The organism is Tardiphaga sp. vice154, assembly GCF_007018645.1.
Lineage (GTDB): Bacteria > Pseudomonadota > Alphaproteobacteria > Rhizobiales > Xanthobacteraceae > Tardiphaga.
The window spans coordinates 108,924-130,571 of record NZ_CP041399.1 but is presented as its reverse complement, the minus strand read 5'-3'; the positions used below and the strand labels follow the sequence as shown (position 1 = coordinate 130,571).

General features: G+C 65.4%; 19 protein-coding genes. 11 read left to right on the top strand and 8 right to left on the bottom strand.

Translation table 11 applies throughout. From position 1 onward, the window contains the following. Positions 1-62: 62 nt before the first annotated feature. Positions 63-1,616: a murein biosynthesis integral membrane protein MurJ gene (murJ, locus tag FIU28_RS00540; protein ID WP_143571171.1), complete on the bottom strand. Its 1,554-nt coding sequence runs from the start codon at positions 1,614-1,616 to the stop codon at positions 63-65. A 137-nt stretch (positions 1,617-1,753) separates the two neighbouring features. Here murJ and FIU28_RS00535 point away from each other — a divergent pair, with 137 nt between their 5' ends. The 4 genes from FIU28_RS00535 to ppsA all read left to right on the top strand — a co-directional run bounded on the left by FIU28_RS00535 (position 1,754) and on the right by ppsA (position 7,775). Further along, a complete protein-coding gene (locus FIU28_RS00535; RefSeq protein WP_143571170.1) occupies positions 1,754-2,755 on the top strand; it encodes an adenosine kinase in 1,002 nt (333 codons plus the stop codon). A gap of 468 nt (positions 2,756-3,223) precedes the next feature. Further along, complete coding sequence (locus FIU28_RS00530; RefSeq protein WP_143571169.1) at positions 3,224-3,550, top strand: hypothetical protein; 327 nt, start codon at positions 3,224-3,226, stop codon at positions 3,548-3,550. 91 nt (positions 3,551-3,641) lie between these two features. Beyond that, a complete protein-coding gene (locus FIU28_RS00525) occupies positions 3,642-5,132 on the top strand; it encodes an NAD-dependent succinate-semialdehyde dehydrogenase (protein WP_143571168.1) in 1,491 nt (496 codons plus the stop codon). A gap of 231 nt (positions 5,133-5,363) precedes the next feature. Then, positions 5,364-7,775 (top strand): phosphoenolpyruvate synthase, encoded by a 2,412-nt coding sequence (gene ppsA / locus FIU28_RS00520; RefSeq protein WP_143571167.1) that lies wholly within the window; start codon positions 5,364-5,366, stop codon positions 7,773-7,775. Between the two features lie 18 nt (positions 7,776-7,793). Here ppsA and FIU28_RS00515 read toward each other — a convergent pair whose 3' ends face one another. Continuing rightward, the gene (locus FIU28_RS00515; protein WP_143571166.1) at positions 7,794-9,137 is read right to left on the bottom strand and encodes an agarase; all 1,344 of its coding nucleotides are present in this window, start codon (positions 9,135-9,137) and stop codon (positions 7,794-7,796) included. Between the two features lie 181 nt (positions 9,138-9,318). Here FIU28_RS00515 and FIU28_RS00510 point away from each other — a divergent pair, with 181 nt between their 5' ends. From FIU28_RS00510 to FIU28_RS00495, 4 genes are all read left to right on the top strand, one after another. Continuing rightward, positions 9,319-10,656, top strand: a complete 1,338-nt coding sequence (locus FIU28_RS00510; RefSeq protein WP_143571165.1) for a GH1 family beta-glucosidase — start codon at positions 9,319-9,321, stop codon at positions 10,654-10,656. Beyond that, positions 10,653-11,633, top strand: coding sequence for a glucokinase (glk, locus tag FIU28_RS00505; protein ID WP_143571164.1), 981 nt, complete (start codon positions 10,653-10,655; stop codon positions 11,631-11,633). Before FIU28_RS00510 ends, glk begins: the two co-directional genes overlap by 4 nt. Before the next feature lies 1 nt (position 11,634). Next, positions 11,635-12,591, top strand: a complete 957-nt coding sequence (locus tag FIU28_RS00500; protein ID WP_143575966.1) for a 1-phosphofructokinase family hexose kinase — start codon at positions 11,635-11,637, stop codon at positions 12,589-12,591. A gap of 117 nt (positions 12,592-12,708) precedes the next feature. After that, the gene (locus tag FIU28_RS00495) at positions 12,709-13,911 is read left to right on the top strand and encodes an SbmA/BacA-like family transporter (protein ID WP_143571163.1); all 1,203 of its coding nucleotides are present in this window, start codon (positions 12,709-12,711) and stop codon (positions 13,909-13,911) included. Here the strand turns inward: FIU28_RS00495 and FIU28_RS00490 are convergent. The 4 genes from FIU28_RS00490 to FIU28_RS00475 all read right to left on the bottom strand — a co-directional run bounded on the left by FIU28_RS00490 (position 13,872) and on the right by FIU28_RS00475 (position 17,708). Then, positions 13,872-14,795 carry a phosphoribosylaminoimidazolesuccinocarboxamide synthase gene (locus tag FIU28_RS00490; protein ID WP_246660828.1) on the bottom strand — a complete coding sequence of 308 codons (924 nt, stop codon included), beginning with the start codon at positions 14,793-14,795 and terminating at the stop codon, positions 13,872-13,874. The genes FIU28_RS00495 and FIU28_RS00490 overlap by 40 nt on opposite strands. A 171-nt stretch (positions 14,796-14,966) precedes the next feature. Further along, the gene (locus FIU28_RS00485; protein ID WP_143571162.1) at positions 14,967-15,884 is read right to left on the bottom strand and encodes a pirin family protein; all 918 of its coding nucleotides are present in this window, start codon (positions 15,882-15,884) and stop codon (positions 14,967-14,969) included. Between the two features lie 168 nt (positions 15,885-16,052). Next, positions 16,053-16,643 (bottom strand): 3-keto-disaccharide hydrolase, encoded by a 591-nt coding sequence (locus FIU28_RS00480; protein WP_143571161.1) that lies wholly within the window; start codon positions 16,641-16,643, stop codon positions 16,053-16,055. Positions 16,644-16,817: 174 nt separating this feature from the next. Beyond that, positions 16,818-17,708, bottom strand: coding sequence for a LysR substrate-binding domain-containing protein (locus FIU28_RS00475; RefSeq protein WP_143571160.1), 891 nt, complete (start codon positions 17,706-17,708; stop codon positions 16,818-16,820). Positions 17,709-17,814: 106 nt separating this feature from the next. On the opposite strand from FIU28_RS00475, the gene FIU28_RS00470 reads away from it, so the two are divergent. Then, the gene (locus tag FIU28_RS00470) at positions 17,815-18,105 is read left to right on the top strand and encodes a DUF1127 domain-containing protein (RefSeq protein ID WP_143571159.1); all 291 of its coding nucleotides are present in this window, start codon (positions 17,815-17,817) and stop codon (positions 18,103-18,105) included. Positions 18,106-18,143: 38 nt separating this feature from the next. Continuing rightward, the gene (locus FIU28_RS00465; protein WP_143571158.1) at positions 18,144-18,431 is read left to right on the top strand and encodes a DUF1330 domain-containing protein; all 288 of its coding nucleotides are present in this window, start codon (positions 18,144-18,146) and stop codon (positions 18,429-18,431) included. 6 nt (positions 18,432-18,437) lie between these two features. Here the strand turns inward: FIU28_RS00465 and FIU28_RS00460 are convergent, their stop codons facing one another. Then, complete coding sequence (locus FIU28_RS00460) at positions 18,438-19,802, bottom strand: MmgE/PrpD family protein (RefSeq protein WP_143571157.1); 1,365 nt, start codon at positions 19,800-19,802, stop codon at positions 18,438-18,440. Positions 19,803-19,913: 111 nt separating this feature from the next. On the opposite strand from FIU28_RS00460, the gene FIU28_RS00455 reads away from it, so the two are divergent. Continuing rightward, the gene (locus FIU28_RS00455; protein ID WP_143571156.1) at positions 19,914-21,035 is read left to right on the top strand and encodes an FUSC family protein; all 1,122 of its coding nucleotides are present in this window, start codon (positions 19,914-19,916) and stop codon (positions 21,033-21,035) included. 96 nt (positions 21,036-21,131) lie between these two features. Here the strand turns inward: FIU28_RS00455 and FIU28_RS00450 are convergent, their stop codons facing one another. Next, positions 21,132-21,629: a hypothetical protein gene (locus FIU28_RS00450; protein ID WP_143571155.1), complete on the bottom strand. Its 498-nt coding sequence runs from the start codon at positions 21,627-21,629 to the stop codon at positions 21,132-21,134. Positions 21,630-21,648: the final 19 nt, after the last annotated feature.

The following is a 21,648-nucleotide window of genomic DNA, read 5'->3' as shown; positions in this document are numbered from 1 at the left end:
CGTTTTCCTGCTGCGTGCCGATATGGACTCGGCGCTATGCGGGGGTGCTTGCCATGCGAGGCCTAGCCGCGCAAGTCGCCGCTATGGGATTGCTGGATGGCGCGCCTGATATCGGCCGGGGTGACGACGCCGAAAATCGCCAGCAGGGCGGCGTAGATCAGCAGCCCGCCGGCGATCAGCAGGCCGAGCAGGGCCGCCTGCGCCATCCCGTGCGCCTGCGCCGCCCACGGCCATACGAAACCTGCCTTCAGCCACAGCAGCGCGCCCATCGCGAAAGCGGCAAGGACGATCCGCGGCAGCCGCCGCCGGGCATTGCCGTCGAGCGAAAAGCCGAACGTGGCCGTGCTCCGCGCGATCAGCACGGCCGCGCTGCTCCACGCCGCCAGCGCGATCGCCGCGGCGATCCCGGCGGCGCCGAACCGCCGGAGTGCCAGGGCTGCGACGATCGCCACGGCGAGCCCGATGAGCGTCGCCCACAGCGGGGTCATGGTGTCGTCGCGGGCGAAGAACGCCGGCGACAGCGCCTTGACCAGCACATGGGCGGGCAGGCCGAGCGCCAGCCAGAGCAGGGCCTGCGCCGTAGCGGCGGTATCGGTGGCGTCGAACGCGCCGTGCTCGAACAAAAGCTGCACGATCGGCTGGCTCAGCACCATCAGCCCGAGCGTCGCCGGCAGCGCCAGGCCGACCGCCAGTTCGAGGCCGCGCGATTCCGCGTGGCCGATGGCGGCGTTGTCGTCGGATCGCACCGCGCGAGTCAGCTCCGGCACCAGCACGGTGCCCATCGCGGTGCCGACGATACCGAGCGGCAGTTCGATCAGCCGGTTGGCGAAATACAACCACGACACCACCGAAGGCGAATGCGAGGCGATCACGGCGCCGGCGACGATCAAAAGCTGCGGCCCGGAACTGGCGACCATGCCGGGCAGCGCCTGGCGCAGGAAGCCGCGCATCTCGGCATCGAACACGACGCGCAGCGGCGTCGCCAAATCCGGGCCGCGGCGCAGCAGCATCGCGAGTTGCAGCAGTCCGGCGATGCCGACGGTGGCGGCGATCAGCAGTGCTGCGGTGGCCGCGTCCTGTCGCCACGCCAGCAGCGAAGTCATCACGGCGATCAGCGCGATGTTGAACAGCAGCGGAGAGAAGGCGGTGAGCGCAAAGCGGTGCTGCGCATTGAGCAGCCCCATCATCACCGTCACCGGTCCGGCGAAAGCCAGATAGGGCAGCATCAAGCGGGCGTCATCGACGGCCATCTGCAGCGTGGCTTCGCCGACAAAGCCCGGCGCCAGCAGCGCGATCACCACCGGCATCGCAAAGCCGATCAATAACGTCACGGCGACCAGCGCGACGCTGATCGTGCCGAGCACGCGTCCGGCAAAGGCCGCGGCCGCGATCTCGCCTTGCGCGGCGCGCACCCTCAGCCAGCCGGGGATCAGCGCCGCGTTCAACGCGCCCTCGGTGAGCAGCCGGCGGATCACATTGACCATCTGGAACGCGACCAGGAAGGCGTCCGCCACGGGGCCAGCGCCCAGCAGGGCTGCGACCATCGCGTCGCGGGCAAAGCCGAGCAGCCGCGAGGCTAGCGTGCCGGTCGAGACGGTCAGGAGCGCACGGATCATACAGGCATCTTCAAGCGGCGTCCTTGCTGGCCCGGCCGGGATCATGATAGGTCGCTGCACCTTTCAAGGCGCAGCAGAAACCCCGAGTTGAATCGGATTTGCCGCGCCCTCGCAATCGCCGCAACGGGAAAATCTTCATGACCTCAGTCAAATACGACGTGCTCGGCATCGGCAACGCGATCTACGACGTGCTGGTGCAGACCGACGAGGCGTTTCTGGTGTCGCATGGCATGGTCAAGGGCGGCATGGCGCTGATCGACGAGGCCCGCGCCACGGCGATCTACACCAATATGGGGTCGGCCACGGAAATGTCCGGCGGCTCGGCCGCCAATACCATCGTCGGCCTGGCCTCGCTCGGCGCGCGCGCCGCTTACGTCGGCAAGGTCCGCAGCGACACCATCGGCAACAAATATACCCACGACATCCGGGCCGCCGGCGTCGCTTTCGACACGGCGCCCGCTGCGTCCGGTCCGGCCACCGGCTGCTCCTACATTCTGGTGACGCCGGACGGCGAGCGCACCATGAACACCTATCTCGGCGCCGCGCAGGATCTCACCCCGGCCGACATCGACGAGGCGGCGGTAGCCGCTTCCGGCTTCGTCTATCTCGAGGGCTATCTGTGGGATCCCGTCAGCGCCAAGGAAGCCTTCGTCAAGGCCTCGAAGATCGCGCACGGCGCCGGCCGCCAGGTGGCGCTGACGCTGTCGGATGCGTTCTGCGTCAGCCGCTATCGCGATGAATTCCTGCAATTGATGCGCGACGGCACCTGCGACCTGGTGTTCGCCAATGAGTCCGAGCTGCACGCGCTGTACGAGACCGCCGACACCGACACCGCGCTTGGCCAGCTCCGCAAGGATGTCGCGCTCGGCGTCGTCACCCGTTCCGAGAAGGGCTGCATGATCGCCTCGCGCTCCGGTGTGATCGAGGTGCCGGCCTTCCCGATCGACACGCTGATCGACACCACCGGCGCCGGCGATCTGTTCGCCGCGGGCTTCCTGTTCGGCCTGGTGCGCGGCGTCGATCACAAGGTCTGCGGCCAGCTCGCCGCGCTGGCGGCGGCCGAAGTGATCCAGCACATCGGCGCCCGGCCGCAGGTGTCGCTGAAAGAACTGGCGCAGAAGCACGGCCTGCCGGTCTAGGCGTATTGACGACTGTCTCTTTGACCCTCCCCTTTTGAGGGGGAGGGTCGTCGTGCAGCATGCGAAGCATGATGCGCGGCGGGGTGGCGTGACAGCGCCCGTGGAGACCCTGTACTGCGCCATGAGCGCCGTCACCCCACCCCGACCGCGCCGATGGCGCAGTCGGCCCTCCCCCTCAAAAGGGGAGGGTGAAGCTAAGCGCCTCGCTTTGAACCTGACACTCTCCATCCGCGACGAACCATCACGCCGCCGGAAACGTGATCGCAGTACCGGGCGATTCGGCAGCAATGGCTCGGTCCAGACGGGCAATGCCGCCACCGGCGACCTAGATGGTCAATCGTGGCACCGCTTCGCAGTGCGTTGTGGATTCGGAACGATTCGCCGGTGTTCGGGTTCAATTGCAGTGTGCCGCTAAATGCATTCATTTATCGATGAAATTTATACAGCCTGGGGCTGTGGAGAAAGACGATGACGACCGGCTGGAGCGACTGGAAACATTATCCGCGGGTGGCACGCGGCGAGACCATCGAAGCGCCGATCGGTCCCGGCATTTTCGAAGTTCGTCATGCGGCCTCCGGCGCGCTGTTTGCCTTCGATGCCGCCGATAGCCTGGTTCAGGCGCTGGCCAAACTCTCGACCCCGAAATCGCTGGTGTCGTGGTTCGGCAAGCGCGCCCCGGTCAATCTCCCGGGTCTGGAATATCGCACTCTCTCGACCACCACGCCCGCCAATGCCCGCATTGCCGCGGCGCGGATGATCGACCGCCGCGAAACCTATCTGCGCGGCGCGGCGTAATGCCTCTGCCGCGATAGCAGCCATTCGCATCAGGATAGTGCCAAAACGCCAATAATCTCCTACAAGTCGCCCGACACTTGAGGAGAATGCCATGACCCCGACCGCTGCTGCCCGCCCGACCTCTGCACCCTCGCTGCGCGACCGCCTCAAGGATCCGTCCTTGCTGCGCGAGCAATGCTATATCGACGGCGCCTGGACCGGCACCGGCGCGACCGCGGTCACCAACCCCGTCAATGACGTCCAGCTCGGCTCCGTGCCGAACATGGGCGCCAGGGAAACCACCCAGGCGGTCGAAGCCGCCGAGCGCGCCTTTCCGCTGTGGGCCAAGTTCACCGCCAAGCAGCGCTCCAACATCTTGCGAAAATGGTTCGAGCTGATCATCGCCAATCGCGAGGATCTGGCGCTGATCCTGACCACCGAGCAGGGCAAGCCGCTGGCCGAAGCGCTCGGCGAAGTCGATATCGGCGCGGCCTATATCGAGTTCTTCGCCGAGGAAGCCCGCCGGGTCTATGGCGAGACGATCCCGACCCAGCGCGCCGACGCGCGCCTGCTCGCCATCAAGCAGCCGATCGGCGTCTGCGGCGCGATTACGCCGTGGAATTTTCCCAATTCGATGATTACGCGAAAGGTGTCGCCGGCGCTGGCCGCGGGCTGCACCGTGGTGCTGAAGCCGGCCAACGAGACGCCGTTCTCTGCGCTGGCGCTCGCCGAACTCGCCGAGCGCGCCGGCGTGCCGAAGGGCGTGCTCAACATCGTCACCGGCGATGCCGCCGCGATCGGCCTGGTGCTGTGCGAACATCCGGCGGTGCGCTTCGTCGGCTTCACCGGCTCCACCGCGGTCGGCAAGATTCTCTACAAGCAGGCCTCGGTCGGCGTGAAGCGGCTCGGGCTCGAGCTCGGCGGCAATGCGCCGTTCGTGGTGTTCGACGATGCCGATATCGATGCCGCCGTCGATGGCGCGATGGTCTCGAAATATCGCAACATGGGCCAGACCTGTGTCTGCGCCAACCGGCTCTACGCGCAGGACGGCATCTACGACCAGTTCGTCGAGAAGCTGGCCAGGAAAGTGTCGGCGATGAAGATCGGCGACGGCACCGAGGCCGGCGTGACGCAGGGGCCGCTGATCAACGAGAAGGCCGTCGAGAAGGTCGAGCGCCACATCGCGGATGCGGTAACGGGCGGCGCCAGGATCGTCACCGGCGGCAAGCGCCATGCGCTCGGTGGCACCTTCTTCGAGCCGACCGTGCTGTCGAATGTGAGTCCGGATGCGCTGGTCTCGCAGGAAGAGACCTTCGGCCCGCTGGCGGCGGTGTTCCGCTTCAAGGACGAGGCCGACGTGATCGCGATGTGCAATGCCTCGCCGTTCGGGCTGGCGTCGTACTTCTATTCGCGCGATCTTGGCCGCGTCTGGCGCGTCGCCGAGGCGCTGGAATCCGGCATGGTCGGCGTCAACACCGGCCTGATCACCACCGAAGTGGCGCCGTTCGGCGGCGTCAAGGAGAGCGGCTTGGGACGCGAGGGATCGCATCACGGCATGGAAGAATATGTCGAGATCAAATACATCATGATGTCAGGGATCTGAGATTCTCGTTTCTTCCCTCTCCCCTTGTGGGAGAGGGTGGACGCGCGATAGCGCGGCCGGGTGAGGGGTGGCCACAAACTCCGAGCCCAGAGCTACTCTTCATCCGACGCGGCTGCGACGCGCCACCGTCCCCCACAAGGGGAGAAGGAAAAGGAGCGCTCGGGTCTGCTGCCTCCGAGCAATTTGACCTGCCTCAATACCACGGCAACACAAGCGTGATCTGCTGGTGCCATGGCGGGATATATCAGGTCCTTTCTCGAAATCGGTCTGGGCGACGTCGCATCGGTCGGCGGCAAGACCGCGTCGTTAGGTGAACTTTATTCGGTGCTCGCAGCCGAAGGAGTTGCCGTCCCAGATGGGTTTGCGATCACGGCTGACGCTTATCGCACTGCACTATCGCAGGGCGATGTCGCGGACCATCTGCACCGGCTGCTTGACGGCATCGACAAGAGCAACATCCGGCAGCTTGCCAGCAAGGCCGCCAAGGCCCGTGCGATCGTCTACGCGGCTATGGACACGGCGCCGCTCCGCGCGCAGATCATGGAAGCGTATCGTCGGCTCGAACAGCAGGCGGGGCCCGGCGTCGCGGTGGCGGTGCGAAGCTCCGCGACCGCAGAGGATCTGCCGACGGCGAGTTTCGCCGGCCAGCACGAGAGCTTTCTAAATGTGCGCGGCGCCAACGATCTGTTCGAAGCGTGCCGGCGCTGCTTTGCTTCCATCTTCACCGATCGCGCGATCTCTTATCGGATCGACAATGGTTTCGATCATTTCAAGGTGGCACTGTCCGTCGCCGTAATGAAGATGGTGCGCTCCGATCTCGCGGCCAGCGGCGTGATCTTTACCCTCGATACCGAATCCGGGTTTCGCGACGTGGTGTTCGTCACCGGATGCTACGGCCTCGGCGAAACCATCGTGCAGGGCCAGGTCGATCCCGACGAGTTCTATGTCCACAAGCCGACGCTGGCGCTGGGATTTCGCCGCGTGCTGCGGCGCAAGCTGGGCGCCAAACAGGTTCGCATGATCTACGGCAAACGCGGCGGAACCCATGCGACGCTGACCCGCAATGTGCCGGCTGCCGAGCGGCAAAAATTCTGCATTTCCGATGCCGAGGTGCTCAGCCTCGCGGACAATGCGGTGCGCATCGAGGCGCATTATTCGAAACATGCCGGCGGCGCGATGCCGATGGACATCGAATGGGCCAAGGACGGCGCCGACGGCAAGCTCTACATCATTCAGGCGCGGCCCGAGACGGTTGCCTCGCAGCGCTCGGCAGACTTTTACGAAAGCTACAGCCTGACGGGGCGCGGCGAGGCCATCGTTACTGGGCGCGCGGTCGGCGAGAAGATCGCCACCGGGCGCGTGCGCCGCATCGCGACGGCGCGCGATCTGTCGGCGTTCAAGCCGGGTGAGATCCTGGTGGCGCCGGCCACCAGCCCCGACTGGGAGCCGGTGATGAAAATTGCCGCCGGCATCGTCACCGATAAGGGCGGCCGGACCTGCCACGCGGCCATTGTCGCGCGGGAGCTCGGTATTCCGGCGGTGGTCGGCGCCACGCACGCGACCGACAGGCTGAAGACCGGGGCAAGCGTCACCGTCTGCTGCGCCGAAGGCGATGTCGGCAGCGTCTATCCGGGAATCGTGCCGTTCGACGTGACGCGAACGCCGCTAAGCGACCTCACGCCGCCGCGTACCGCCATCATGGTGAATGTCGGCACCCCCGAAATGGCGTTTCGGACGGCGATGCAGCCGCAGTCCGGTGTTGGCCTTGCGCGCATGGAGTTCATCATCAGCGAACATATTGGCGTGCACCCCATGGCGCTGCTCCAGCCTGACAGGATTGCGTCCGCCAGGGAGCGGACCGCGATCGCCCGCCTGGTCAAAGACTACCAAAGCCCGTCCGAGTTCTTTGTCCAGAAATTGTCGGAAGGCGTTGGCACCATCGCCGCGGCGTTCTACCCCAAGCCGGTGATCGTACGGCTCTCCGACTTCAAGACCAACGAATATGCCAGCCTGCTGGGCGGCCAGGCGTTCGAGTCGAAGGAGGAAAACCCGATGCTGGGATTCCGCGGCGCCTCCCGCTACAGCCATCCGGCTTACGCCGAGGGTTTTGCGCTGGAGTGCGCGGCGTTGCGTCGGGTGCGCGATGACATGGGACTGTCCAATCTGCGCGTCATGGTGCCGTTCTGCCGGACCGTTGCGGAGGGCCGGCGAGTGATCGCGACCATGGCGGCCAACGGGCTGACCCGCGGCGAAGGTGGTCTTGAAGTCTATGTCATGTGCGAGATCCCGAACAACGTGATCCAGATCGACGCGTTTGCCGTACTGTTCGACGGCTTCTCGATCGGCTCCAACGACCTCACCCAGCTGACCCTGGGTGTCGACCGGGACTCGGATATCGTTGCTTTCGATTTCGATGAACGCGATCCTGGTATGCTGGAGATGTTCCGGCAGGCGGTGGCCGGCGCCAAGCGCAGCGGTCGACATGTCGGCATTTGCGGCGAGGCGCCTGCGAACTATCCGGAGATCGCGCGCTATCTGACCGGTCTCGGCATCGACTCCATCAGCGTCAATCCGGGCAGCGTGTTTCGCACCATGGAAGTGGTGCGTGCGGCCGAAGCCGACAGGGCCGCACAGAAGCCCTGACGCCGCCGACGGCGAAGGTCAGATGTCCGCGGGCACGGCCGTTGCGTGGATCTGCTCGGCGGCGGCGTTGATCCTGGTCATCGTATCGGTCAATTCGGTATACACCTCGTCCTCGATGGTCACCGTTCCGAAATTCGAATTCTCGCCATCGAAGCGCCCTTCGGCCGGCTGATCGGCATGTTCGAACCAGTGATAGCCCACGATTGAAGGCTTGCTTAAAGCCGCCGTCACGTAGCGCTCGAAACATCGCGCGCGCTCGGTCTGGCTGGCCACACGCGGCCCGGCGCCGCGGGTATTGGGCAGGCCCGAATCGTCGCCGCGGAAGGCGAATTCGGAAATCAGGCATGGTTTTCCGGCAGCAACAGCATAGGCGTCGATCACCGCACTGGCATCGACGTCGTAGCAATTGAAGGACACCACATCGAGGTGCCGTCCGGCGGCGGCGATCACATGGGTTTGCGGCTGATAGCCGAACCGCGACCCGATCACCAGGTGGTTCGGATCGACGGCCCTGATCGCCGAGGCGCATAATTCGAAATAGATGTCGGCGACGACCGCGCTGAAGGCATCGCAGTCTGCGGAAAATTGTGCGCGAACAGGATTGTCGCGATTGGCCTTCGCCTCCAGCGCATCGTTGAGCCCGCCGGGCGGCATCCGGAAGAACGGCGCGTCGATATGGGAAATCCGGCCAAGCTGCTCCCATGATTGCGCCGGCGTGCGCCAGATCGCATTGAACTGGGAAAACTCCCGATAATGATGCTGCATGCGCGCTATGGCGGCGACGCGGCCGGGGCGATGCGAGGGCAGGTTGAGAAAGATGGTCAGCAGTTCGTCGGCGCCCCGCCAGTCCGGCGACCAGTACAATTCATTGTCGATGAACGTGCCGAGCAGGCCCGGATCGTCGCGCCATCTCGTGCAGCGATCCCTGGCGCTTTTACGGATATGCGCGGCGAATCCGGCGTCGAAGACATCGGGAAAAATCTGGTCGCGGCGGTGCAGCCGGAATGTGGCGCCGAGCGCCGTGGTCGGCGTCATCGCGAGCCGTTGCGATCCCGCATCCGCCACAAGCTCGTCGGACCAGCAGCCGACGGTATTGAAATTCCAGCTCGCAAGACGGTCGGATATTGCCGCGCGCCAGACATTCTCATTGCCGTATTTGCTCCGGCAGGCGTCGGCATAGGGCGCGCGGTCGGTGCCGATGATGCGGTCCTGGTCGAAGCGCACATTGTTGACACCCTTGGAGATGAAGCGGCCGCCATCCGGATCCACAAGCCAGGACACGCCGAGATGTTCGGCGACACGGAAGAAGCCGCTGCCCTGGAAGCAGTCGTCGGCGATTCCACCCCATTTTGTTCTTCGCAACAGAATCTCCGGCGACCGAGCAGCGCGATATCCTTGTCACATCGCTCAAGTCGACCATTCTTGATCTGGCTCAAGTGCGGCCGTCGTCGGCCTGACTATGGCTATCAACGGTCAGATCGTCCGGCCGGGATCGTAACGTTCGAACCTGGCTGGACGGACTGCGAAATCAGGGTGGTCAACCATGGCGACGCCGGAGCTTCCTGACATCGCCAGCCTTCGGCCGGATCTCATCTGGGGGGTCTCGACGTCGAGCTTCCAGATCGAAGGTGCGACGCAGGAGGGTGGCCGCGGCCCGAGCGTCTGGGACGTCTATGGTCACACCGATGAACTCAAGAATCGCGACAGCGGCGATGTCGCCTGCGATCACTACCATCGTTATCCCGAGGATGTCGCCTTGATGAAGGCGCTGGGCGTTCAGGCGTACCGGTTCTCGGTGGCCTGGCCGCGCGTACTGCCGCAGGGTCGCGGGTCGGCAAATGAAGCGGGCCTCGCGTTCTACGACCGGTTGCTCGATGAATTGCTGGCCGCCGGTATCGAACCCTGGCTGTGCCTGTATCACTGGGATCTGCCGCAGGCGCTGGAGGATTCCGGCGGCTGGCTGAATCGTGAGTCGGTGGCATGGTTCACCGACTACACGACACTCGTCGCCGGACGTTACGGCGATCGCGTCAAGCGCTTCGCGACCTTCAACGAACCTTCGATCTTCAGCCTGTTCAGCCGTTCGCTCGGGCAGAAAGGCCGCAGCGCTGAGGACGATCTGCATCGCATGATTCACCACGTCAATCTGGCGCACGGCGCCGCGGTGGATGTGTTGCGCGACAAGGTTCGTAATGTATCGATCGGATGCATCCACAACTATCAGCCATGCAGGCCTTCGAGCGATCGCGCAGCCGATGCCGTGGCGGCTGCGCACTTGAGCACGTACTGGAATAATGCCTTCCCGGATCCGCAATGCCTGGGCGAGTATCCCGCCGCAATGCGTTCTGCCGTGGCGCCGCACGTCGAGGCGGGTGATCTTGCGCGGATCTGTCGTCCGCTCGACTGGTTCGGGCTCAACCACTACAGCCCGGTCTATGTCGCCGCCAAGCCCGGAGCGTTGCTGGGCTACGATTTCGGCGACAAGCCGTCCGGCTGCGCCCTGACGCCGATCGGATGGCCGATCGAGCCCGCAGCCTTTGCGGACACGCTGCGTATCGTCCACGCGCGCTATGCTTTGCCCGTCTATGTCATGGAAAATGGCTACGGCGATGCCATGCAGCCCGACGAAACCGGCGCGGTGATCGATAGCGGGCGGATGGCGTTCCTGCGGGCCTATATCGAGGCGATGAATGCCGCCGCTGCCGATGGCGTCGACATTCGCGGCTATTTCATCTGGTCGCTGCTCGACAATTTCGAATGGGACTCCGGCTACAGCAAGAGGTTCGGCCTGACCTACATCGACTACGCGTCGCAGCGGCGAATTCCGAAAGCGTCGTTCGACTGGTACGCAAGGCTGATCAGGGCGGCACGCCAGCCATGAAAGCCCGCGCCTCGCACCCCCCGCATCCCGTGCTGCTCGCCGACATCGGCGGCACCAATGCGCGGTTTGCCGTCCTCGCCGATGGCGCAATGAGTGCGGTGGCTCACATGGCCGTCAGCGACTACGGTGATTTCAACGCAGCGCTGGCCGCCTATCTCGGTGGTCTGGCCGACGCCGGAAGCATCCGGTCCGCGATCCTGGCGGCGTCCGGTGCGGTCCGGGACAACCGCTGTGCGCTGACCAACAACGACTGGGTGATCGATGCTGCGGCGTTGCGATCGGCGTACGGATTATCCAGCGTCCGTCTGATCAATGATTTCGAGGCGGTGGCGTGGTCGCTGCGCCGTCTGTCGCCGGACAGGCTGCTCGCGCTGGGCGGTCAGGTGCCGTCGGCGGAAGCGCCGTGTGCGGCACTCGGCCCCGGCACCGGTCTCGGCATGGCGGTCAGCATTCCGCACGCGGCCGGCCAGATCGTGCTGTCGAGCGAGGGCGGCCATGCCAGCATAGCCGGCGACTCGCTGCGCGAGGATGCCGTCATCGCGCATCTGCGGCAGCGATACGGACATGTGTCGGCGGAACGCGTGTTGTCGGGCCGCGGGCTCGAAAATCTTTACGCCGCTCTCGCCGCGCTGGACGGCGTCGCTGTACCGGAACGCCGCGCCGCCGATGTCATGCAGACCGGAATCGAGGGGAGTTGCGCGGTGAGCCGCGCGGCTGTCGACATGTTCTGTGCGATGCTGGGCTCGGTTGCCGGCAATCTGGCGCTTACCTTTGGTGCCAAGGGCGGCGTCTATATCGGCGGGGGCATTTTGCGTCGCGTCCCCGACTATCTGGCCCGCTCCGAATTCCGGGAGCGCTTCGAAGACAAAGGGCGGTTCAGAAAATATCTCGCGCCGATACCGGCGTGGCTCATTCTCGACGAGGATGCCGCGTTCGTCGGGCTCCGCGCTCTGGCTGAGGTCGAAGCCGTTGGCTGACATGGCCGCGCCTGGGATCGTCACCCTCACCATCAATCCGGCCGTCGACATTTCGACGTCGGTGAAGGAAATGTTGCCTTTCACCAAGATGCGTTGCGCGCCGCCACATCGCGATCCGGGCGGCGGCGGCATCAACGTCGCAAGGGTTCTGAAGCGGCTCGGCGTCGAAGCGACCGCGGTCTATCCCGCCGGCGGCGCCACCGGGCAAACCCTGGCCGCATTGCTCGAAGGCGAAGGCGTGCCGAGCCTCGTGATCCCGACCCTGAACGACACACGGGAGGACATCACCATCCATGACGAATCAAGCCGGGAGCAGTTTCGGCTGGTGTTCCCGGGCGCCGTTCTGAGCGAGTTTGAATGGCAGCAATCCATCGATGCCATTGCGCGCCTGGCGCCGGAGGCGGCTTTTGTCATTGCCAGCGGCAGCCTGCCCGCCGGCGTACCTGCCGACTTCTACGGCAGGGTTGTTCGGGCAGCCCACGGAGCCGGCAAGGTCATCGTGGATACGTCCGGTGCCTCCCTCAGATCGGCCCTGGAGGAGGGCGTTTATCTGATCAAGCCGAACCTGCACGAATTTCAGGACCTTGCAGGCGTGTCATCCGCTGACGATGCGTCGCTCGTTGCAGCAGGCCGCCACCTGTTCGGTCGCTACCGCATCGAAGTCATCGCGCTGTCCATGGGAGCCGAAGGCGCCCTGCTCATGACGCGCGACGCTATATTGCGCGCGAACGGCTTTCCTATCGAGCCAGCCAGCGTGTCCGGCGCCGGCGACAGTTTCCTGGGGGCGATGGTCTGGAGCCTGACCCGCGATGGCAGTCTTGAATCGGCTCTACGCTATGGGGTGGCCGGCGGGTCGGCAGCACTGCTCAATCCCGGCACCGAGCTTTGCCGCGCCGCCGACGTCCATCGGCTTGCGGCGGAGGTGACCATCAGGTCGCTCGTCGAGGGGGGTGGCTAGTCTTGCCGGCTTGACGCAGGTCAAGCCGGCTCTGTTCGAGGTTGCCTAACGTCGACTAGATTACAGTCTGACGGAGCCATTTTGCGCCGCCGCATGGCAAGTGCCTGACATATCAGCATGCTGAAGCCCGCTTATCTTGCGCCCGACGAGAGGCACCTGCTGGCCCGGTTCTGGCGGAGCGCGTCGGGATTCTGGCGCGGACCACAGGCGTGGCGGGCCTGGTTGCTGGCGGTGCTGCTGGTGGCGACGATGCTGCTGCAACTGGTTACCCAATACGGGCTGAATTTCTGGAACCGCGATTTCTTCAATGCGATCGGGCGCAAGGACGGTGCGGAGCTTGTCGCCCAGGCGCTGCGTTTCATCCCGCTGGCTGCCGCGAGCCTGTCTCTCACCGTGCTGTCGGTGTGGGCCCGCATGACCATGCAACGCACCTGGCGTGCCTGGCTAAGCAATCACCTGTACGATTACTGGCTGGATAACGATCGCTATACCCGGCTGCGGTTCGTGATCGGCGACCACGAGGCACCGGAGTTTCGCATTGCCGAGGATGCCAGGCTGGCGACCGACCTGCCGGTCGATCTCGCCCTCGGGCTGCTCAATTCGCTGCTCACGGTGATCACCTTCATTGGCGTGCTGTGGTCGGTGGGCGACAGCCTTGCGATCCAGATCGACGGCGTCAGCCTGATCGTTCCCGGTTACCTGGTCATCGCGGTGATCGCCTATTCGCTGCTGCTGTCGGCGACGACGATCCTGATCGCTAGTCATCTGACGAGGGTGATGCAGGAAAACAAGCGCGCCGAAGCCGAGCTGCGCACGATCGGCACCCATCTGCGCGAGAGCGGCGAGGGCCTTGCGCAGCCCGATCTCCGCAAGAGCGGGCGGCATACGATCGGCGCGGCCCTGAAGGCGGTAATCGCCATCTGGCGCATCTACTGCTGGCAGCTTATGCGCCTCACTTTGGTGACCTATACCAGCCTGCTGGTGACCCCGGTCATCGGCCTACTGCTGTGTTTGCCGAAATATCTTGCGGGCACGATGACGCTGGGGGAGGTGGTGCAGGCCGCGGCGGCCTTTGTCGTGGTGCAGAGCGCCTTCAACTGGTTCACCGAAAATTACGCGAAGCTGGCCGAGTGGGCGTCCTCCGCCAACCGCGTTGCCTCACTGCTGCTGGCGCTGGACGCGGTCGATGCATCCGGGCCGGCATCGGATCACGACAGCTCCGGGGCGGCACATGGCTCGAATGAGCCGCCCCGGATCGCAGGCCAGACGTCTGGCGCGGATCAGCCGACGACCAGCTCCTCGCCGGTCAGCCGCCGATAGGCCTCAAGATAGCGCTTGCTGGTGGCGTCGATGACGTCCGCAGGCAGCGGCGGCGGCGGGGCTTCGCCGTTCCAGCGGCCGGCGCGGCGTTCGATGTCGAGATAGTCGCGCAGCGGCTGCTTGTCGAACGAGGGTTGCGGCTGGCCGGGTGTGTAGACGTCGGCGGCCCAGAACCGCGAACTGTCGGGCGTCATCACCTCGTCGATCAGGATGATGCGGCCGTCGGCGTCGCGGCCGAATTCGAACTTGGTATCGGCGATGATGATGCCCTGCTCGCGGGCGATCTCTTCGCCCTGGGTGTAGACGGCGCGGGTCATGCTCTCGAGCGTAAAAGTGTCCTCCTCGCCGAGGATCTCGCGCATCCGTGCGATCGTGATGTTCTCGTCATGGCCGGTCGCGGCCTTGGTCGCGGGGCTGAAGATCGCGGGTTCGAGCTTGTCGCTTTCCTTCAGGCCCGCATCCAGCTTCTCGCCGGCCAGCGTGCCCGACGCGGCATATTCCTTCCATGCCGACCCCGACAGATAGCCGCGCACCACGCATTCGATCGGAAACACCGTGGTGCGCTTGCACAGCATCGCGCGACCGGCGAGCGAGGCGCGGTGCGCTGCCAGTTCGGGCACCTCGGCAATGATCGCATCGGCGTCGGCGGCGATCATGTGGTGCGGCACCACGCCGCCGAGCTGGTTGAACCACCAGGCGCTGATCTGCGTCAGCACCGCGCCCTTCATCGGGATGGTCTCGTTCATCACCACGTCGAACGCGCTGATGCGGTCGGTGGTCAGCAGCAGCACGCGGTCGTCACCGACGGCATAGACCTCGCGCACCTTGCCGCGGGCGAGCAGAGGAAGCGGCAGGTCGCTGGCGGACATCGGGGTGGTCGTCATGAGTGTCTTTCTTGATTTAAGCAACTAGGTTTCAGCCGTCATTGCGAGGTCAAGGAAAGCCGATTGGCTTTGCCCTAAGCGAAGCGACGCGGCAATCCAGAAAGCCACAAGCAAAGACTGGATTGCTTCGTCGCAACGGCTCCTCGCAATGACGTAGGAGGAGACGGTGCATTATTCCGGCAGCGGGATGAATTCGTGTTCCTCGGGGACGTGGGCAAAACGGCCGGTCTTCCAGTCTTGCTTGGCCTGCTCGATGCGCTCCTTGCTGGAGGACACGAAATTCCACCACAGGTGCCGCGGCCCTTCCAGCGCGTCGCCGCCGAGGAACATCATGCGGGTGTTCTGCAGCGCCTTGACGGTGATCGCGTCGCCGGGGCGGAAGATCAGCAGCTTGGGGCCTTCGTGGCGGTCGCCGGCGATCTCGATCTCGCCATCGACGACATAGATCGCGCGTTCCTCATGGTCGGGATCGAGCGGCACGCTTGTGCCGGCCTCTACCGATACTTCGGCATAGAACCACGGCGACACCATCGCCACCGGGGACGCCGCGCCAAAAGCGGAGCCCGCGATGATGCGCGCGGTGAAGCCGGCGTCCTGAATGACCGGCAGGCTGTCGGCGCCGTAATGCTGGAACGACGGCGCGATCTCCTCGGAGCCCTTGGGCAGCGCGATCCAGCTCTGCAGCCCGAGCATCTTCTGCCCATTGGCGCGCGGCACGTCCGGCGTGCGCTCGGAATGCGCGATGCCGCGGCCGGCGGTCATCAGGTTCATCGCGCCGGGCTGGATCTCGCGGACATTGCCCTCGCTGTCGCGGTGCATGATCGAGCCGTCGAACAGATAGGTGACGGTGGCCAGGCCGATATGCGGATGCGGGCGCACATCCATGCCGTGGCCGGCGATGAACTGCATCGGCCCGAAATGGTCGAAGAAGATGAAGGGGCCTACCATCTGCCGCTTGCCGTGCGGCAGCGCCCGGCGGACCATGAAGCCGTCGCCGATGTCGCGCGTGCGCGGCACGATCGCCAATTCCAGCGCGTCGCAGGAGGCGGCGTCGCCGAGGATCGGATCGTTGCTAGGCTGCCAGCTCATGGGGTCTCCGTGTGTTCGGAGACAGTCTAGCAGCCCGCTCCGGAGCCGTCATCCCGACTGGCCCGCGTCGCCCGGATGGAGCGAAGCGTAATCCGGGGAAAGTCGGACCGGTTGCGCCGCCGGCCCCTGATTCCGCTTCGCTCCATCCGGGCTACAGAGCCTCGGAGCCTACAGCGGCTTGATCTGCACCTTGCGGAATTTGACCACGCCGGAGCCGTATTGCAGGGCGATCGGGCCGTCGGCGAACTTGCTGTCTTCGATATCGGCGGTCTTTTCACCGTTCAGGATCACGGTGAGTTTCGGCCCCTTGGCGGTGATCTCATAGGTGTTCCACTTGCCCGCGGCCTTGGGCATCGGGTTGACCTTGGCGAAATCCACGATCGCGCCCGTGCCGTAGGACGGGTCGGGCCGTTTGTCGAAGATGTTGACCTCGTAGCAGGTATTGGCGCCGATCACCTTCGGGTTGGCGCAGCGGATGAAGATGCCGGAGTTGGCCGCTTCATCCGTCCAGAACTCGGCGCGGATCTGGAAATCCTTGTACGACGTCTTGCTGACGAGGTAAGCGGGATCCTTGCCGGCGAGCTTGTCGGCGACCAGGGCGCCGTCCTTCATCTCCCAATTGGCATCGGCGACGCGGTCCCAGTCGCCCATCTTGCTGCTGTCGAGCAGCGTGACCCAGCCGTCCGATTGGCTCAGGGCCGGCTGGATGAAAGCCGCTAGCCCAAGAAAAATTCCGGCCGCAATCGTTGTCTGCCGCATCGTCGTCTCCCCCTGTTGTTTGTTACCGTGATGATAGTCATGGGAGGAAGGGCGTGTAAACGATCTGGCGCAAGGATTTATGGTTGCAGTGCGGTCATCGTCCCAGGGCCGTCGCCACCCCATCGAATCATTGCCGTGACAGGATCGCGTCCGCGGCGACCGACACGCTGCGCGCTATGCCTTGCGCTTGGTCGGCGTGCGGCCGGTCGCGCGTGAAGCCCGCAGCACCTGCTGCAGCGCCAGGACATTCGGCGACGCGGCGCCCTTGCGCCAGATCAGCACGGTCTCGGCGCGATTTTCGCCGGCCGGCAACCGGTGCACAAGGAGCCTCTCGCTTTCGGGAAACGTCGACAACACGCTTTCCGGCAACAGCGCAACGCCCATGCCGGCGACGACGCAGCCGAGCATGGCGTGATAGGAGCCGAGCTCGATGGTGCGCTCGGGCAGCTCGCCACGCTTCGCATACCAGTCTTCCAGCCGCTTGCGATGCGGGCAGCCGTTCTCGAACACCAGCACCGCGCGCGGCGCGCTGCCCTTGCGACCGATCGGTGGGTGGCTGGCGGACGACACGATCACCGGGACCTCATCGAAAGCATGCACGCGATCGAACGGTGCGGCGGCGATCGGTTCGGCGACGAAGGCCGCGTCGAGGTCGCCGGCGAGAATTCCCTGCGCCAGCGTCTGCGGATTGCCGATGCGCAATTCGAGCTGCACGTCGGGATGGCGTCGGTGAAATTCGTGGAGCGGGCCGGGCAGCCGCACCGCAGCGGTGCTTTCCATGGCGCCGAGGCGCAGCACGCCGCGCGGCCGCGGATCCTGCACCGCGTCGCGCGCCTCGTCGGCCAAAGCCAGCAGTCGGTCGGCATAGCCGAGCAACGTCTGGCCCGCCGGCGTCAAATGCAGCCGCTTGCCTTCGCGGACGAATAGCTGTGTGCCGAGATCGTCCTCGAGCTGGCGCACGCGCGTCGTCACGTTGGACTGCACGCGGTGCAGGCGCTCGGCGGCGCGCGTGATCCCGCCCTCGCGCACCACGGCGCGGAAGATGCGCAGTTCAGCCAGGTCCATGCATCTCTCCGGAAGATCGTAATGATCTCGATTATTCATTTTATAGGATGAATCAGCGCGGGTAAACCACAAGCAGCGGGCATGGGCCGGACAGCAGGGGCGGAAGATGGCGGACGAATTCCTTCCCCGCATTGGTGATGAACGCCGCCTCACGGCGTCGCAATGGACGGCGCTTCGGCAGGCCATCACGCGCAGCGTTCATATCGAGCGCGGCCGGATGATCCGTTCCGCCGTCGCGGCTGGCCTTGCGGCGGTTGGGGCAGGCTGGCGTCGCTTGTGCGAGCGGCAGCAGGCCCGCGCCGCGCTGCAAGCCATGCGCGACGTCGAATTGCGCGATATCGGCGTCACCCGCGCCGGCATCGAGGCCGCGATCCGCTGCCGCGACACCACGGCGTAACCCGCGCCGCATGATCTCATCACAACTGGAGAACTACCATGTCGAAAGCCTACTGGATCGTCCGCGTCTCGGTGCGCGATGAAGCGCGTTATCCCGACTATCTCGCCGCGGCGAAGCCGGCATTCGAAAAATTTGGAGCGAAGTTCATCGTTCGCGGCGGCGCCTTCGAGGCGATAGAAGGCAACGCGCGCGATCGCAACGTCGTGGTCGAATTCGCCGACCGCGCCACCGCGACGGCGTGCTATCGCAGTCCCGAATATGACGCCGCCAAGGCGATCCGGCAGAAATACGCCGAGGCCGACTTCATAATCATCGACGGCGCCTAGCCGCCGTCAGCGCCCCAGCGCCGTGGCTGTACTGACGCGGTCATAACGCTCCAGCGACAGGATGGCGTCGGCAAATCTCTCGGCGCCGCCGTTCAGCACCGGCCGCGCCAACTGCAGGAACTTCTGCGCCATCGCCTGTGCGTCGGGAAACGACGACGGCTCGCCGGACGGGTCCGCATAGATCCGCTCGTGCACGCCGTCCTCGGTGGTGATCGAGACGCGGCCTCCGAACGGATGGCGCTGGCCCTCCAGCCGTTCGTCCTGGACGACATCGAAGCGGTCGGCCAGCGCGTCGATAGCGGCATCGCCGAGCCGCTTGTAGTCGTCCCAGCCGAAACTGCCCTGGTCGAGCGCCAGCGCGCCGGTAAAGAACATCGAGAACTGGCCGCCGACGATCGAGGTCGGGTGACGCTTGGTGGCGGCGTCGCCGGTCAGCGTGATGCCGTTGCGGTGCAGCCCGATCTCGACGCGTGTGACCTGATCCGGCGTCAGATTGTGCTCGCGGCGCATCGCGATAATGGCGTCGATCGCGGCATGGGTATAGCGGCAGCTCGGATACGGCTTCACGCCGATCTTCATGGTCTCATAGACCGTGCCGAGTCCGGCGGTGGCCTTTTCCGGATGGGCGTCGTCGCTGTAGCCGACCAGCAGGCCGTGTTTGCCCTCGACCGATTCGGTGGCGCCAAGAAAATCGTTTTTGGCCAGCGTCGCGGCGATCACGCCGTTCATCGCGGCGGCACCCACCTGGTAACGCTTGTTCCAGGCGCCGTTGACGAGAAACTGCAGCGAGCCGGCGGCCTGGCTGCCGGACACGCCGAACGCCGAGATCAACTGCTCCTTCGACAGGCCGAGCAATTTGCCGGCCGCGGCGGCGGCGCCATAGGTCCCCGCGGTTGCGGTCGGATGGAATCCCCGCGCGTAATGCGAGGTCGGGTCGAGCGCATTGCCGAGCCGGCAGCACACTTCATAGCCGGCGACGATCGCGGTCAGCACCTGTTCGCCGGAGGCGCCGACCATCTCGCCGACAGCGAAGGCGGCGGGCACCACCGGGGCGCTCGGATGCAGCGAGGAATCGGCATGGGTATCGTCGAAATCCAGCGAATGGCCGAGCGCGCCGTTGAGCAGGGCCGCGACCGCTGGTGTCCACTTCTTGCTGTCGCCGAATACGGTGGCTTCGCCGGCGCCGTCGAGCGACAGCGCCTGCAGCATGTTCAGCAGAGCCGGCGTCGATTCAGCTTCCTGACGCGCGCGGATCGTGCTGCCGAGGTAATCTAGCGTCAGAACCTTGGCGCGCTCCCGCACGTCCTGCGGGATGTCGTCAAACTTCAAATCCGCTACATAGGCAGCAAGCGTCGCGGTCTCGTTGGCCATTGTGTTTCCTCACTCTTGTTGAAAACAGCGTAAGCGGGCTGAATCGGCGTTTCAAGCGCGTCCCGCGCACGCAGCCATGCGCCGCGACGCTGCCTGCAACAGATGGATCACATGATTGCATTGCTGAAACGGATCTGGGCCTTCCTTGTCACGCACAAGGTCGAATTGGGGCTCGGCGTCCGCGTCACCGTGGCGGCGATGAGCGCGCTGGCGATTGCGACGGCCTTCGGGCTCAAGCTGCCGCTATGGGCGGTGCTGACCGCGATCATCGTCACCCAGATGAGCGTCGGCCGCTCGCTGAAGGCGACGCGGGATTACCTGGTCGGCACGATCGGCGGCGCCATCTATGGCGGCGCGGTGGCGATCCTGATCCCGCACACGGGCGAGGGCGCGCTGCTCGGCGTGCTGGTGCTGGCGGTGCTTCCCCTGTCCTTCATTGCCGCGATCAATCCCAGCCTGAATGTCGCAACCGTCACCGCCATTATCGTGCTGCTGCTGCCGACCATGAACCACGTCACGCCGCTGGAATCGGCCATCGATCGCGTGCTCGAGGTTGCGGTGGGTGCCATCACCGGACTGCTGGTGTCGTTTCTGGTGTTGCCCTCGCGCGCGCACTCCCACATTCGCGCCGGTGCGGTGAAGGCGCTCGAACTGATCGCCTCGGCGCTCGGCGAACTCTTGGCGGCAGCCACCCGCGGCCGTGACAATGACGAGTTGCACCGGCTGCAGCACGGCATCGGCGCGGCCCTGACCGGGCTCGACGTCACCGGCGCGGAGGCCGAGCGCGAGCGCGCCGCGCATCTGTCCTCGGGGCCGGATACCGGACCGTTGCTGCGCACCATCCTGCGGCTGCGGCACGATCTGGTGATGATCGGCCGCGCCACCGTGGTGCCGCTGCCGGCCGAATTGCAGAAGCGGCTGGCCGGGCCGCTGGCGCGGGTCAGCGCCGCGATCGTCTCTTATCTGCGGGCCATCGCCGAAGCCTTGCGCAGCGGCACCGGCGCGCCGGCGATCTGGCCGGTGCAGGTGGCGCTGCAGGCCTATAGCGCCGAAGTCGCCGCCTTGCGCAGCGAAGGATTGACGCGCGGGATGCCCAGCGATGTCACCGAACGTTTTTTCGCGATCGGCTTTTCGCTCGAGCAGATGCGACAGAATCTGCGGGATCTGGAGCGCTGCGTCGCCGAGTGGGCCGACAAGGTGCCGGAATTGCCGACAAAGGCAGAGCTCCCGTAGCCCGGATGCCAATCCGGGGCCGGTCGATCCCCCATCGCTGCCCCCGGATTGCGTCGCCGCTGGCTACGCCAGCGCCGGCTTCATCCGGGCTACGGGTCAGCGTGTTTTCAACGCCTCCATCGCGTGCAGATGCAGCTTTTCCGGATCGCGTTCGCCGCGCGACGCCGCGTCGAGGATGCTGGTGGACAGCAATTTCAGCGCGTCGGAGGGAATGCGCAGCGGCAGCACGTCGAGGCAGCGCTCCAGCGCCGCCGTCATCGCCGCCACCGTTTCCGGCGTAAAGGCATGACCGCCCTCATCCTGCCAGGGTTGCTGCGCCAGCTCGGGAGTTGGCTCCTTGCCGGGCTGCCGGCTCAGCCGGGCGGCGGCGCTTAGTACCCGGAGATAGATCAGCCCGGCCTCGCCGAGCGCGTCCTCGTCGGTCTGGCCGGATTTCGCCAGGGTCACGATGCGCGACGCCAGCCGGCGCCGGTTCTCGATTGTATCGGCGGCCTCGCCCTCCGCGGCGATGAAAGGCTGCCAGGCATTGTCGAAAGCCCGCGCAAGCGCGGCCTTGGATTCGTCGCTGGTCGGATTGATTTCAGAAAATGTCACGCCGGGTAACCGGCATGGC